Annotated in this window: 12 protein-coding genes; 2 read left to right on the top strand and 10 right to left on the bottom strand. The window is 60.0% G+C overall.

Features of this window, described 5'->3' with window-relative positions; translation table 11 throughout:
• Nucleotides 1-224 precede the first annotated feature (224 nt).
• Nucleotides 225-1,079 (top strand): MurR/RpiR family transcriptional regulator, encoded by an 855-nt coding sequence (locus tag FHT92_RS22135; protein ID WP_183748496.1) that lies wholly within the window; start codon nucleotides 225-227, stop codon nucleotides 1,077-1,079.
• 1 nt (nucleotide 1,080) lies between these two features.
• On the opposite strand, the gene FHT92_RS22130 is transcribed toward FHT92_RS22135, so the two are convergent.
• From FHT92_RS22130 to FHT92_RS22090, 9 genes are all read right to left on the bottom strand, one after another.
• Nucleotides 1,081-2,664 (bottom strand): FGGY-family carbohydrate kinase, encoded by a 1,584-nt coding sequence (locus tag FHT92_RS22130; protein ID WP_183829343.1) that lies wholly within the window; start codon nucleotides 2,662-2,664, stop codon nucleotides 1,081-1,083.
• Entirely contained in the window at nucleotides 2,664-3,353 is a 690-nt protein-coding gene (locus FHT92_RS22125) for an HAD family hydrolase (protein WP_183748492.1), read from the bottom strand. Before FHT92_RS22125 ends, FHT92_RS22130 begins: the two co-directional genes overlap by 1 nt.
• A gap of 88 nt (nucleotides 3,354-3,441) precedes the next feature.
• Complete coding sequence (locus tag FHT92_RS22120) at nucleotides 3,442-4,923, bottom strand: mannitol dehydrogenase family protein (protein ID WP_183829340.1); 1,482 nt, start codon at nucleotides 4,921-4,923, stop codon at nucleotides 3,442-3,444.
• Between the two features lie 106 nt (nucleotides 4,924-5,029).
• On the bottom strand, nucleotides 5,030-6,028 hold the full coding sequence (locus FHT92_RS22115; protein WP_183829337.1) for an ABC transporter ATP-binding protein: 999 nt from the start codon (nucleotides 6,026-6,028) through the stop codon (nucleotides 5,030-5,032).
• A gap of 18 nt (nucleotides 6,029-6,046) precedes the next feature.
• Complete coding sequence (locus FHT92_RS22110) at nucleotides 6,047-6,877, bottom strand: carbohydrate ABC transporter permease (protein WP_183748487.1); 831 nt, start codon at nucleotides 6,875-6,877, stop codon at nucleotides 6,047-6,049.
• Between the two features lies 1 nt (nucleotide 6,878).
• Nucleotides 6,879-7,751 carry a carbohydrate ABC transporter permease gene (locus tag FHT92_RS22105; RefSeq protein WP_183748486.1) on the bottom strand — a complete coding sequence of 291 codons (873 nt, stop codon included), beginning with the start codon at nucleotides 7,749-7,751 and terminating at the stop codon, nucleotides 6,879-6,881.
• Nucleotides 7,752-7,884: 133 nt separating this feature from the next.
• Nucleotides 7,885-9,195: a sugar ABC transporter substrate-binding protein gene (locus FHT92_RS22100; RefSeq protein WP_183748484.1), complete on the bottom strand. Its 1,311-nt coding sequence runs from the start codon at nucleotides 9,193-9,195 to the stop codon at nucleotides 7,885-7,887.
• A 145-nt stretch (nucleotides 9,196-9,340) separates the two neighbouring features.
• Nucleotides 9,341-10,294 (bottom strand): sugar-binding transcriptional regulator, encoded by a 954-nt coding sequence (locus FHT92_RS22095; protein WP_183748482.1) that lies wholly within the window; start codon nucleotides 10,292-10,294, stop codon nucleotides 9,341-9,343.
• Nucleotides 10,295-10,393: 99 nt separating this feature from the next.
• Nucleotides 10,394-10,972 carry an exopolysaccharide biosynthesis protein gene (locus FHT92_RS22090; RefSeq protein ID WP_183748859.1) on the bottom strand — a complete coding sequence of 193 codons (579 nt, stop codon included), beginning with the start codon at nucleotides 10,970-10,972 and terminating at the stop codon, nucleotides 10,394-10,396.
• Nucleotides 10,973-11,233: 261 nt separating this feature from the next.
• On the opposite strand from FHT92_RS22090, the gene FHT92_RS22085 reads away from it, so the two are divergent.
• Nucleotides 11,234-12,145: an ROK family protein gene (locus tag FHT92_RS22085; protein ID WP_183829334.1), complete on the top strand. Its 912-nt coding sequence runs from the start codon at nucleotides 11,234-11,236 to the stop codon at nucleotides 12,143-12,145.
• Nucleotides 12,146-12,202: 57 nt separating this feature from the next.
• Here the strand turns inward: FHT92_RS22085 and FHT92_RS22080 are convergent, their stop codons facing one another.
• Nucleotides 12,203-14,107, bottom strand: a complete 1,905-nt coding sequence (locus FHT92_RS22080; protein ID WP_183829331.1) for a family 20 glycosylhydrolase — start codon at nucleotides 14,105-14,107, stop codon at nucleotides 12,203-12,205.
• Between the last annotated feature and the right edge of the window lie 46 nt (nucleotides 14,108-14,153).

Raw genomic sequence — 14,153 nt, 5'->3', positions numbered from 1 at the left:
TCCGTTACGCGGCGTGATGTAGGGAGTCGGGATCCTCCCGGCAAGTCAGTTGAAAATTACATGCTTGAATAGAAAACTTGTCGAAAATTACATGCTAATATATAGTTCTCAAAGTTGGAAATACGTGTGGGCCTAAGAAGAGCTTCCGGACAATATTAAGAAACAAGGATTCGGCTGCGCATGAATCCACGGAAGGCCTCTGAGGAAATGGGGGAGGCTGCGGCGTGGAAGACTTTGTAGAGAAGCTTAGGCAATACGCGAAATCCGGCACGCCTGCCGAACGACGCATCGCGAAATATTTCACCGAACATTTGAACGACCTGCCGTTCGAAACCGCTGCGTCGGTTGCCGACCGGCTTGATCTTTCGCCGATGACGGTCGGCCGTTTTCTGCGAGCGCTCGGCTATCAGGGGCTGGACAGTGTCAAGGTGGAGATCCGAGAAACGGCTACGACCTCACCCGTCCAGTTCCAAAATTCTATGACGGAGTTGCAGACGGATGCATCGGAGGGCAAGGCACTCGCCGTTCTCGTGGCCGAACAGATACAGGCGCTGCATCACATCTATCATCTGACCGCACAGCCGCATTGGGCCGAAGCCGTCGCGCTGATCGGCGCCTCCAGAGAGGTCTTCGTCGCTACCCATGCCAGACTTGCCGGGTTCTCCAATCATTTCTGCCAGCGACTGACCCTGGCTCGCGACGGCGTACGTGCGATCGACGGCGCGGGAAACCGCTTCGCGGAGCTTTTCGCCCGTTCCTTCGTCGAGGACGCCGTGCTCGTCATCATCGATTGTCGCCGCTTCGCCAGGTCACGGCTGCTTGCGCGCACTGCCCGGCGTTACGGCTACAAGGTAATCCTGATTTCCGCTCAGCATGCGGATTGGCTGCCCGAACAGTCGAACGTCGTCCTGCCTTTGCCGTCTGCCCGCGCGCAGGACGCGGATAACCTGCCACCGCTGATCGCCTTGCTCGACTGTCTGGCCGAGGCGGTCATTTTGGGTGCCGGTGAAGAGGCGAGCCAGCGCCGCCGACGCATGGTGGAATTCGCAACGATCCTCGGGGAAACGGCAAACCACTGAACTATTCCATCGCCTCCAGCTCCGCCCGATGGCGATACATGGCAAGAAAGCGACGATAGTCGCGGTCGTAACGCGCCCGCTTGCCCCTGTCGGGAAGCCGCTCGGAGCCACCCGGATACATCGCCTTGCCAGCCGCCGCCAAATCCTCGTGTAGGCGACAGGCAACCGATGCGGCGATCGCGGTGCCGAGCAGGACCCCCTCGTTCATATCAGGCACGATGACCTTGCAGCCCGTCACATCCGAATAGAGTTCCATCAGAATGGGGTTCTTCACATGCCCGCCGGCCACATGCAGCGTATCCGGCACGTAGCCGTGTTCCCTCATCTGTTCGAGGATGTGACGGATGCCGAGCGCAATCCCGATCGCGGTTCGCCAATAGAGCGCACAGAGCCCGTCGAAGGACGTATCGAGCGTCAGGCCGCTGATGACGCCGACCGCGTGCGGATCGGCCAGTGGCGACCGATTGCCGTGGAAATCCGGAAGAATGGAGATCCGGGCACCGAGCGCATCGCCTTCTTCTGCTCTGAGTTCAGCGATGCGGGCAACGATCCTCTGATGAAGCGCCGCGGTCGGCTCCCCGCCGGCAGCGTGCATGCGCACGATATGATCGAGCAGCGCACCGGCCGCCGATTGGCCGGCTTCGACGAGCCAGGATTTCGGAAAAACCGCCTCGTAATAGGGGCCCCACATTCCCTGGCTTGGCTTTCTCTCGCGGGAAAAGGCGACAATGCAGCTCGATGTTCCCGCAATCAGCGCAAGCTGCTGCTCGAGCTTCGCAGGATCGGCAACATAGCTGCTGAGTGCACCGAGAGCGCCGGCATAGGCATCAATCATTCCGGCCGAGACGTCGCAATCGGTAGTCAGGCCCAATGCTTCGGCTGCTTGCGGCGTCAGTTTACCGATGCTTTCGCCGACTGCCACCGTCTCGTCCGGCAGGTGGCCGCGCGCCAGCAGATCCTCAAGACCGATCTGCTGCAGGAAATCCTCCTGCCAGCCTTTTTCTTTATGCGCCAGGTAATTCCATTTGGCCGTCAGCGTGCAGCGGGACCGGGCAAATGAACCGGTCGCCTTCCATGTCAGGAAATCGGCAAGGTCGAAGAAATAACCGGCTTTCTCCCAGGTCGCCGGCAGGCTCTTCTTCAGCCAGATCAGCTTCGGCATTTCCATTTCCGGCGACATCACATTGCCGGAATGTTCAAGCACCTCATGCCTGGTCGCCGTACAGAAATCGGCTTCCTTCAGCGCCCGATGATCGAGCCAGACGATCGTATCGAACCGTGTCTCGCCGCCGGTGGAAACGCTGATCTGCCTGCCTTCTGTATCGCGCACCACAAGCGAGCAGGTGGCATCGAAACCAATCGCGCCGATTGCGGCAGCCCCGATGCCGGATTTGCCCATAGCCGTACGCACCGCAGTGCAAACGGCCGACCATATATCTTCGGAATCATGCTCGGCATGGTTCTCGCGCGGCCGGTTCATGACGACAGGATGTTCAGCCTTGCCAAGCAGGTGGCCGTGCGCATCGAAGATACCGGCGCGTGCGCTGCTCGTGCCGATATCTACCGCAACCACATGATCACGCATCAATGCTGAGTCCCGTCCAGCTTTTGTTTGCGGACAAGGTGTATCAATTCCGGCATGGCGTCAAACACGACTTCCGGTGAAAGACGGTCGAGTTCTTCACGGTAGCCGGCAAAGTTTGCATGCGAACCGCCGGTAAAGGCAAAGACCGTCATGCCCGCCGCCTTGGCTGCGGCAATACCCGCCGGACTGTCTTCGATGACGATGCAGTCACGGGGTTCCACATGCATCTGGTCGGCAGCATAGAGAAAGAGATCAGGCGCCGGCTTGCCGCGTTTGACCATGCTGGCGCTGAAGATGTTCGGCAGCTTCGGTAAGAGCCCGGTGACAGAGAGAGACAGCTTGATCCGCTCGACCTGGCTGGACGATGCAACACAGCAGGGAACGCCCAGCGCATCGATCGTATCGCCAATGCCGGGTATCGCCTTCAGCTCGGTGCGGAAGCGGGCATAGAGACTGGTACGGATGCCTTCGAGGAATTCCTCGTCGGCGTGCACGTTGAACTCCGTCTCCAATATAGAGATGAGGGTTGCGAGGCTTTTGCCGAGGAAGCGCTCATAGGCCTCGTCTTCGGTAATCGTCACGCCGAGATCGGCCATCGCCTTGAGGAGAACGCTGATCGAAATCGGTTCGCTGTCGACGAGCACGCCGTCGCAATCGAAGATGACCAGCCGTGGTTCAGCATCAGCCATGGAAGACCCAACCTGAATTCAGTTCGGACGCAACCGTCCTGCTTCGTCCGCAAGGCCGGGATGGCAGCAATGCCGCCATCATGATTCCTTACACTGCGAGCTTGCCGTCAAGATAGAGCTGCAGAGTTTCCTTCGTGCCTTTTTCCCACAGGGTTTTCAATGCGTGAGCGAAACGCTTGCGGAAAAGATCTGATTTCGCGACTTCACCGAAAATATCGTCAAAGGCGAGGAAGGCTGCCGGATCGTCCTTTGCCTTGACAGCTGCCTCGTGCAGACGTTCGGCGCTGGCATCGTTGAAGACAATGTCCTTGCCGCTGTCGCTCTTGCCGAAGAAGTAGCGGCACCAGAGCGCGGAGACGAGCGCAAGGCCAACGACATCCCTACCCTGGCGCAGGTTGTCGAGCGTCGAGGGCAGGATGAACTTCGGTTGGCGGTTGGAGCCGTCCTGTGCAAGCCGCGGGATCGTATCGGCGATCTTCGGGTTGAGGAAGCGGCGTTCGATCAGCTTGAAATAATCGGCGAGCGACGTGTCCGGCACCGGTGGCACGATCGGAATGATCTCCTCGTTTTCCAGCTTGGCGAGGAAGGCGCGGATCAGATCGTTTTCCATCGATTCATGGACGAAATGAATGTCCATCAGCGCTGCCGGATAGGCGATCGCCGCATGGCCGCCATTCAGGATGCGGATCTTCATATGCTCATAGGGCGTGACGTCCGGTACGAAAGTGACGCCGACCTTTTCAAGCGCCGGGCGGCCCATCGGGAACTTGTCTTCCAGCACCCACTGCTTGAACTCTTCGCAATAGACCGGCCAATTGTCCTCGATGCCGAAATTGTCTTTGAGGAAATCGATCTCGCGCTGGCTGGTCGCCGGCGTGATGCGGTCCACCATGCCGTTGGGGAAGGAGACGTTGGTCTTGATCCAGTCGGCAAAGGCAGGATCGGAAAGCTTGGCCGTTCCGACGACGGCATTCGCAGTGACGACGCCATTATGGGGAATGTTATCGCAAGACATAACGGTGAAGGGCTCGATGCCCTTGTCTTTACGCGCCTTCAGGCCGGCAACGATCAGACCGAAGACCGTCTTCGGCGTCACCGGGTTCTGGCCGTCGGCGGCGATCGCCGGATGCGCCGGATTGAACTTGCCCGAGGCATCGATGAAGTAACCGCCTTCGGTGATCGTCATTGAGACGATCCGGATCTCAGGATCGGCGAGTTTGGCGATGATAACAGCGGGTTCGCCGACCGGCAGGATATCGATCATCGGCCCGGTCACGCGCGCCGCCGTCTTGTTGTTGTCCTGCTCAACGACAGTCGTCAGGAAATCCTGCGCCGCGAGCTTGTCGCGCATGGCCGCGTCCGAGGGCAGGACGCCGGCGCCGATGATGGCCCAGTTGTGGTCGCTACCGGCATTGAAGAGATCGTCGAGATAGATTGCCTGGTGGGCGCGATGGAAATTGCCGACGCCGAAGTGCACGATGCCGGCTTTCAGCGACGCCCGCTCATAGGCCGGAATGGCTGCAGTCTTTGCTGCCTCGGCGAGCGTTGCCAGCGATAGTTTGCACGTCATGTTTCAGTCCTCTTGAAGGTCTTGCGAAAAAGGGCGTTCGTCCTCCCGGTAGCGCGGGCCGGACGAGATCGCCCGGTCCGCATGTCTCCCCCAGCCGGCGGCCGCCTCAAATCGCGAGGCCGCCCTCGTTGAATTTATGAATGCGCGTCTTGTCCGGCGTCAGATAAACCGTGTCCCCGGCCTTGGAAGCAAAATCGCCGTTGCTGCGCGCCGTCAGCATCCCGATTCCATCGACATCGACGTGCAGGAACGTGTCGGAGCCGAGATGTTCGGCCACCATGACCCTGCCCTTCCAGTCGCCGCTTTCGGTCGACAGCAGCACATGTTCGGGACGGATGCCGATCGTGTGCGCATTGACCTGCGCAGCATTATGCCCGTTGATGAAGTTCATTTTCGGCGAGCCGATGAAGCCTGCAACGAAGAGGTTTCGCGGGCTGCGGTAGAGCTCCAGGGGCGAACCGACCTGCTCGATATTGCCCCTGTTCAACACCACGATCTTGTCGGCCATAGTCATGGCTTCCACCTGATCGTGGGTGACATAGATCATCGTGGTCTTCAGCTGCTGGTGCAGCTCGCTGATCTCGATGCGCATGTTGACGCGCAGCGCCGCGTCGAGGTTCGACAGCGGCTCATCGAACAGGAAGGCCGACGGCTGGCGCACGATGGCGCGGCCGATGGCAACGCGCTGGCGCTGGCCGCCCGAGAGCTGGCGCGGCTTGCGATCCAGATAATCGCCAAGGTTCAGGACGCGCGCGGCATCTGTCACCTTGCGGTCGATCTCCGCCTTGTCCATGCCGGCCATCTTCAGCGGGAAGGCGATGTTGTTGCGCACGCTCATATGCGGATAGAGCGCATAGGACTGGAAGACCATCGCCAGACCCCGCTCGGACGGCGCCTTTTCGGTCGCGTCCTTGCCGTCGATGACGATCTTGCCGCCGGAGACGTCTTCGAGGCCGGCGATCAGGCGCAGCAGGGTAGATTTGCCGCAGCCTGACGGGCCGACGAAGACGACGAATTCGCCGTCCCTGATATCGAGATCAATCGAAGGGATGACCTTGGCTTCGCCGAAGACCTTCGAAACCTTTTGAAGGGTAATGCTGCCCATGTTTCTCTCCCTATGATCTTATTTCACTGCGCCGAAGGTCAGGCCGCGGACAAGTTGTTTCTGGCTGAACCAGCCGAGGATGAGGATCGGCGCAATCGCCATGGTCGATGCCGCCGAAAGCTTGGCATAGAACAGGCCTTCCGGGCTCGAATAGGAGGCGATGAAGGCTGTCAGCGGTGCCGCCTTGGAGGCTGTCAGGTTCAGCGTCCAGAAGGCCTCGTTCCAGGCGAGGATGATGTTGAGCAGCAGCGTCGAGGCAATGCCCGGCACCGCCATCGGCGTCAGCACGTAGGCAATTTCCTTGGCGAGCGATGCTCCGTCCATGCGCGCGGCTTCGAGGATCTCGCCGGGAATTTCCTTGAAGTAGGTGTAGAGCATCCAGACGATGATCGGCAGATTGATCAGCGTCAGCACCATCACCAGGCCGGTGCGCGTATCGAGCAGGCCCGAATTTCGGAACATCAGGTAGATCGGGATGAGCGCGCCGACCGGCGGCATCATCTTCGTCGACAGCATCCACATCAGCACGTCCTTCGTCCGCTTGGTCGGCGCAAAGGCCATGGCCCAGGCGGCCGGAATGGCGATGATGAGGCCGATCAGTGTCGAGCCGAAGGAGATCACCACGGAATTCATGAAGTGGCTGAGATAGTTGGAGCGGCTCTGCACCTCGGCATAGTTCTCCGTCGTCCAGTGGAAGAACAGGAACTGCGGCGGCGAGGCAATGGCGTCCGCTTCCGACTTGAAGCTCGTCAGGAACGTCCAGAGGATCGGGAAGAAGATCAGGATGCCGAGCGCCCAGGCGATCGCGGTCATGATGACCTTGCGTTGGGTGGTAACCTTTCTAGCCATCTCAAGCCTCCAGATTCTTGCCGACGAGGCGCACGAGGAAGATCGCAACGATATTGGCAAGCACGACCGCGACGATCCCGCCTGCGGAGGCTCCGCCGATATCGAACTGCAGCAGCGCCTGCGCATAGACAAGATAGGTGAGGTTCGTGCTCTGCGTGCCCGGGCCGCCATTGGTGGTGACCAGGATCTCGGCGAAGACCGACAGCAGGAAAATCGTCTGGATAAGGATGACGACGGTGATGGCACGGGCCATATGCGGCAGGATGATGTAGATGAATTTCGAGATCGCGCCGGCGCCATCCATCTCGGCGGCTTCCTTCTGCTCCTCATCGAGCGACTGCAGCGCTGTGAGCAGTATCAGCGTGGCAAAGGGAAGCCACTGCCAGGCGACGATCAGAATGACGGAGAGCAGCGGTACGGTGGCAAGCCAGTCGATTGGCTGCAGGCCGACAGCCTTCGCCATATAGGCGAAGAGGCCGTTGACCGGGTTCATGAACATGTTTTTCCAGACAAGAGCCGCCACCGTCGGCATGACGAAGAAGGGCGCAATGACCAGGATGCGCACGATGCCTTGGCCGTAAATCTGTTGGTCGAGCAGCAATGCGAAGAGAATGCCGCCAATCACAGTGATGAGTAGCACGCCGGCAACCAGGACCAGCGTGTTGATGAGTGCTGCGAAGAAGGCCGGGTCGGTGAGGAAGTATTGGTAGTTTAAGAGACCGACGAAATTCTCCATGCCCGGGCTGAGCAGATTGTAGTTCAGCAGGGAGAAGTAAATCGTCATCGCCAGCGGGACGATCATCCACGCGAAGAGCAGCACCACGGAAGGTGCTATCATCAGGCGTGCTGCGGAGCGAGTGTGGAACGTTGCCATAGCAATCACCGGTCTGATCTGAAGCGGAAACGGCTGCGAAACAGCTTTGAAAAAAGGGGCCGCCGATGCAGTTCGGGCAATCGGCGGCCCGGAGGTGCGGAATGCCAAGCATTCCGTACATTCTCAGGAGGTTTTACTTGATGTAGCCCGCTTTGGTCATTTCGCGGGTGGTCAGTTGCTGCGCGCTCTGCAGAGCCTGGTCGACCGAGATCTGGCCGGCAAGGGCTGCGGAGAACTGCTGGCCGACGGCCGTGCCGATGCCCTGGAATTCCGGGATCGCCACGAACTGGACGCCGACATAGGGAACGGGCTTGACAGTTGGCTTGGTCGGGTCTGCGGAGTTGATGCTGTCGAGCGTCATCTTCGCAAACGGAGCAGCCTTCTGGTAATCGGCATTCGCATAAAGCGAGCTGCGTGTGCCGGGAGGTGCGTTCAGCCAGCCTTCCTTTTCAGCCACGAGATTGGTGTAATCCTTGCTCGTTGCCCAGGCGATGAACTTCTCGGCTGCTTCAGACTTCTGCGAGCCTGCTGGTATGGCGAGGTTCCAGGCCCAGAGCCAGTTGCCGCGCTTGCCGAGGCCCTTGTCCGGAGCCAGCGCAAAGCCGACTTTGTCGGCAACCTGCGACTGCTTCGGATCGGCCACGAAGGAAGCAGCAACCGTTGCGTCGATCCACATGCCGCACTTGCCGGTCTGGAAGAGCGCCAGGTTTTCGTTGAAGCCGTTGGAAGAAGCGCCGGGAGGGCCGGCTTCCTTCATCAGGTTCACGTAGAAGGTCAGCGTGTCCTTCCACTCAGGCTGATCGAACTGCGGTTTCCACTTTTCATCGAACCAGCGGGCGCCGAAAGAGTTCGACATAGCCGTCAGGAAGGCCATGTTTTCACCCCAACCGGCCTTGCCGCGCAGGCAGATGCCGTAGATTTCCTTATCCTTGTTGGTGATCTTCTTCGCAGCGTCCGCGATGAAGTCCCAGGTCGGCGCATCGGGCATCTTCAAGCCGGCAGCGTCGAACAGGTCCTTGCGGTACATGACCATGGAGCTTTCGCCGTAGAACGGAGCTGCATAGAGCTTGCCGTCCTGGCTGATGCCGCTGCGGATGGCCGGCAGCAGGTCATTCACGTCGTAGCTGTCGCCGAGATTGTCCAGCGGCAGGAGCCAGCCCTGCTTTGCCCAGATCGGAACTTCATAGGTGCCGATCGTCAGCACGTCATACTGGCCGCCCTTTGTTGCAATGTCGGTCGTGACCTTCTGGCGCAGTACGTTTTCTTCGAGGGTTACCCATTCAAGGTCGATGCCGGGATTCTTCGCCTTGAAGTCATCCGTCAGCTTCTGCATCCGGATCATGTCGCCGTTGTTCACGGTCGCGATCGTCAGCGTCTCGGCCGAAGCCATGCCGGCAAACGCCATCGCTGAGCAGGCGCCCAGCAGGAAAGTTCTCAATGTCATATCTTCCTCCCAGAAGATGGATGTGAGCATTCGCTTTGCTCATGGGCAATTACTCATCAGCGGAGGAAATTTGTCAATTGGCAATCGTTGCTGCGATGCCGAACGATCGACCTATAACATTGATTCGAAATGATAATATTTTTGCTCAGATGCTGAGCAAAAACTCAGCCGTCTCTTCGTCGGTAATCAAACCGTTCACCTGATGGCCTGTGATGGCTGCCCTGATCGCCTTGAACTTGCGCTTGCCCTTGGCAATTCCGATGACTGTGGACGAATCGCGCGGCGGGATCGGGGCGGAGGCAACACGCTCGTTGATAGGGTTGTCGAGCAGCCTGCCGTCCGCGTCGAAAATCCAGCCGCAGATTTCACCCACGGCGCCGCCGCTCATCAGCTCCATCATCTCGTCTTTTTCGAGGAACCCATCGACGCAGAGCGGGCCGTCGATGCCGAGTTCGCCGATACCGACGAAGGTCACATCCGCCTGCGCGCTGATCGCCAGCGTCGAGCGCACGAGCTGCTGGCCGTGCAGAAGCTCCCGCTCCTCCGCCGAGGTCACGAGAACCGGCAGCGGCATCGGATAATGCCGCGCCTTGACGGCATCGGCCATGCTGAAAATCACGTTGTAATAGGCAGCCGACCCATCGGGCGCGATATTGCCGGTCAGCGAAACGATGCGGTGATTGGGACATTCGATCGCCGGCAGCTGGTCGACAGCCGCTTTCAGCGTTCGCCCGGTACCGACGGCGAGCACGATCGGATCGGGGCGTTTCAGCCAGCGCTCGATTTCGGAAGCAGCCGCTTCGGCAATGCCGACCGTCGTCGACGATGAGCCCGGATCGCTCGGAACGATCTCGACATGGCGCAGACCGAATTTCTTGCGCAGCTGATTTGCGAGTTCGAGGCAGGCGGCAATCGGGTGGTCGAGCCGCACCTTGATCAACCGCTCGGCCACGGCAAGCGAAACGAGCCGCTGCGCCGATTGCCTCGAAATACCCATGGCGGATGCAATTTCATCCTGCGTGCGGCCGGCGACATAATAGAGCCAGCCGGCGCGCGCCGCGTCATCCAGCCGTCCGGAAGTCTCCGCTTTTTTAGCCATGTGTTGCCGCCAATAATTCGTTTTGAGTCTGTCTGGCGCCAGATCAAAACAAAAATCGGGCAAATGTCGAGGGCGTTGAAAAAGTCAGCAGTCGCTTCCTTACCCGAACCACTTCATGACGACGTAGATGGCCGCCTTGACGAGACCGTAGATCACTCCGCCTGCGACGGCGAGCGAAACCGCCGTCATGACGAAGCCGAGAAGCGAAAACAATCCGTCTCGCCCAAGAATCGCAAAGGCGAAGATGGAAATCGCGATCGCCGGCAGGATATTGCCGAGCGGTACCGGCAGCACCAGAACGATCGCCAGCACCAGGCAGCAGAAGCCCGCCAAATACTCTGCAGGCGGCTCGGCGAGAATACCGAGCCGCGGCTGCAGCATGCGCTCGGCCCGGGCAAGCCAGGGGTGGATGCGCCCGACGATCGTCTCGAAATCCTCCCGTCGCATGGAGCGCGCCGCAATCGCCTTCGGCAGCCACGGCTTCAGTCCGAAAGTGAGTTGCGCAGCAAGGAAGATCAGCGGAGCGCCGAGCAGCGAGGATGTGCCGGGCGGAGTCGGAAAGGCGTTCGGCAGTGCGAAAATCAGCATGAGCGCACCGATCGCCCGATCGCCCATCGTTCGGAACAGGTCGCCGATCGATACGCGTTCGCGACTCTGGTCCGCCGCCATTTGCCGCAGGATGGAGGATAGCCGGCGGCCTTTCGGACGCGGCCTGCGGGCGGTGGATCTATTATCTTCGGTATTTTCGATTGTCATGAATCCGGCATAGGCAAGTGAATAACGAAAAGTCTGCCTGTGCAATATGCCATTAGCATGACTCTGACGGATAAAATTACCGAAGCACGCGGCCGATCCCTTAGTTCAATTATCGAATAATCCTTGTAATTCCGCTCCAAGAGTGCGAGCAGACGCCAAGCAAAGACAATTGGTAGACATCAGATGATTATTTCGTTCGACATCGGAGGCTCCGCCATCAAGGGTGGAATTGGGCGTTCGGAATCCGACATCGTGCCGCTCGGCCGTCGCCCGACCCCCAAGGATAACTTCCCGGCGTTCGTCGAGACGTTGAAAAGCTTTATCGCTGAAGCCGGCGAACAGCCCTCGCGCATTGCGCTCTCGATCGCCGGAGTTGTAGACCCGGATACACAGCGCCTCATCGTCGCCAATATCCCCTGCCTTCACGACAGCAACCTCGCCGCCGACCTGGAAGCGGAACTCGCCCTGCCCGTGCTGGTCGCCAATGATGCCGATTGTTTCACCGTGGCGGAGGCCGAGCTCGGCGCCGGCAGAGGCCACCGCATCGTCTTCGGTGCCATTCTCGGCACCGGCGTTGGCGGCGGCCTCGTCTCGGATGGTCGCCTCATCAATGCGTCGGGCGGCTTTGCGGGGGAATGGGGTCACGGACCGATCATCGCGTCGCAGGCCGGCACTCCGCCCGTCGCAATCCCCGCCTATGTCTGCGGCTGCGGCCAGAAGGGCTGTGTCGATACCGTCGGTGGTGCCCGTGGTGTGGAACGCCTGCACAAGACGCTGCACGATGTCGATGTCTCCAGTGAGGAAATTATTACCGATTGGCAGAGCGGCGAGGAAAAGGCCAACCGCACCATCGATGTCTATGTCGATCTGGTCGCCTCGCCGTTGGCACTCGCCATCAACATTACAGGCGCAACCATCGTCCCTGTCGGCGGCGGCCTGTCGAATGTCGAGCCGCTGCTGGCGGAGCTGGATCAGGCAGTACGTGCCCGTATCCTGCGGAAATTCGACCGCCCGCTCGTCGTGCGCAGCGAGTGCCGCATCGAACCAGGCCTGATCGGGGCAGCACTTCTGGGCCTCAAGGCTGAGGCTGCCTAAAGCGATTCCCGCAAAAGTGCGCAGCGGTTCTGCGTTCGGAATTGCGGGAAACAGAGCTCAAAGCTTCGGCCACATCCGGACGATTGCTGCAAAACGCTGCCAGTCCTTTCGCAGACAAGGCGTCCAGGCCGCTTCCGCGACAGCCGGCAGCCGCGGAAAGACCAGCCGGTTGAAATTGGCGCGCGAGACGCCCCGGATGCAGGCTTGGATACCGCGTATCCGCCCCCTCAGCTCCTCCGGCAGTTCGCCTTCGGCTTCGTAGGCATAGGTCTTTTCCGGTGGCGTGAAGCCGGCTCGGCTCGCACCCGGCTCGTCCTCGCCTTCGGCCTGCGCCAGGTCGAGATGATAGGCCTGACCCGGCGCCATGACGATATCATAGCCGTCGCCCGCCAGTTCGATGCCGACTTCAGGCTTTTCCCAGGCCATCAGCAGCGTGCCGCCGCGATCGACCCCGCCGCCATGCGAGACCTCGTTCCAGCCGGCGAGCTTCCTGCCACGCTCCGCCAGCATGGTCTTGATCCGCCGCATAAAATGCGACTGAAGCTCGGCGGTGTCCGCCAGTTTCTCCCTGTCCATCAATGACTTGCAGGCTGGTGAGGCAAACCAGCAGCCATGCGGCACCTCATCCCCGCCGATGTGCAGATATTCAAACGGAAAGAGCGCCACCATCTCGTCGAACACCTTGCCGAGGAACTCGTAGGTGAACTCGATCGCCGGATTGAGCGTATTGTTGGAATAATCCTGTACCGAGCGACAGCTGTCCGGCGCCTGCTGCTCGTCGATAAGCTGCGGCAGGGCGAAAAGAGGCACCGCGCTGTGTCCGGGAATGTCGATTTCCGGCAAGACATCGATATGAAGTGCGCCAGCATGGGCGACGATCCGGCGCGCGTCGTCTTGCGTGTAATATCCCGAGCGCGTTTCGGCCACGTTACCAAGCTGCGACACCGGAACTTCGCCCGGCCCGCGCCTTGCGCTGATCTCCGTCAGTTCCGGATAGGCCTTGATCTCCAACCGCCAGGCCTCGTCGTCGGTAAGATGCCAATGGAAAATGTTGAGCTTGTTCCACGCCAGGGTATCGATCAGCCTTTCGATGTCCAAAACCGGATAGAACTGCCGCGAAACATCGAGATGACAGCCACGCCACTCATAGCGAGGCTGATCAGCTATATTGCCGAAGACGGGAAATTGGAAAGTTTCCGCGTCATGGCGTGCACCGTGCAGCAGCTGCGCGAGAGTGATCAGCCCGTAGAACCGCCCGGCCGCATCGTCGCTGGCAAGAATGATCTCCTGAGCCGTAAACCGGAGCTCGTAGGCTGCCGGCATGATCGAGGATTCCGCCTTGAACCGGATCGGTCGCCCGTTCTCAACCGGCTGCAGCGAGAAGAGCACGTCGTCGGCCGGGAAGAGCCGTTGATAGAGCGCAAGCGCCTTGGCTACCGCCTCGATATTTTCGGGACGCGAGCCGGCTGCCGGATAGAGGGCGCCGGGCGCCACCTTGTCCGGCCGCATCGCAAGAGACAACGGCCAGGGCAGCAGCGAAAAAGGTTCGACTACCTGACCTTTCGGCAAAAATTCCGGCAACGCACCGGGCTTCGCGCTGTCGTGCACGAGATCGACAACGCTGACGGGCACTTGCCGGCCGTCGGCAAGCGTAAGGTAGGCCGATTTGATGCCGGACGTGACATGCTCCGGGCCGTTCGTCAGCTCTTCCACGCTAAACCGCCAGCTATCGCCCGGCTTGACGGTCAGCCCCTCTGGCGGCGAAACCTCGTGAAAATCTGCAACGCACCGCTTGAGCACGGCGCCTTCTGCGGCATGTTCGCCCGTCGCGCGGGCGGGCGACGTATAGGCGAGCGTAAAACCGGAGAGCGGTTCGTCAGATAGGTTGAAGAACGTGAAACTGAAGCGTCCGAAGCTTCCTTCGACCGGGTTCCAGCTCGCTTCCAGACGGTAATCGGCCACAGTCATATCCTCCCTTCGACGGATATAGGGCGGTCTTTGCTCCCGT

It is taken from the genome of Rhizobium sp. BK377 (assembly GCF_014193935.1).
Lineage (GTDB): Bacteria > Pseudomonadota > Alphaproteobacteria > Rhizobiales > Rhizobiaceae > Rhizobium.
The sequence above is the reverse complement of the archived record's forward strand: the minus strand, read 5'-3'. Positions and strand labels throughout refer to the sequence as shown.

Coding starts and splice junctions, on each gene's coding strand:
- FHT92_RS22130 (WP_183829343.1), bottom strand. CDS start 2,664: ATGCGTGATCATGTGGTTGCGGTAGATATCGGCACGAGCAGCGCACGC.
- FHT92_RS22125 (WP_183748492.1), bottom strand. CDS start 3,353: ATGGCTGATGCTGAACCACGGCTGGTCATCTTCGATTGCGACGGCGTG.
- FHT92_RS22120 (WP_183829340.1), bottom strand. CDS start 4,923: ATGACGTGCAAACTATCGCTGGCAACGCTCGCCGAGGCAGCAAAGACT.
- FHT92_RS22115 (WP_183829337.1), bottom strand. CDS start 6,028: ATGGGCAGCATTACCCTTCAAAAGGTTTCGAAGGTCTTCGGCGAAGCC.
- FHT92_RS22110 (WP_183748487.1), bottom strand. CDS start 6,877: ATGGCTAGAAAGGTTACCACCCAACGCAAGGTCATCATGACCGCGATC.
- FHT92_RS22105 (WP_183748486.1), bottom strand. CDS start 7,751: ATGGCAACGTTCCACACTCGCTCCGCAGCACGCCTGATGATAGCACCT.
- FHT92_RS22100 (WP_183748484.1), bottom strand. CDS start 9,195: ATGACATTGAGAACTTTCCTGCTGGGCGCCTGCTCAGCGATGGCGTTT.
- FHT92_RS22095 (WP_183748482.1), bottom strand. CDS start 10,294: ATGGCTAAAAAAGCGGAGACTTCCGGACGGCTGGATGACGCGGCGCGC.
- FHT92_RS22085 (WP_183829334.1), top strand. CDS start 11,234: ATGATTATTTCGTTCGACATCGGAGGCTCCGCCATCAAGGGTGGAATT.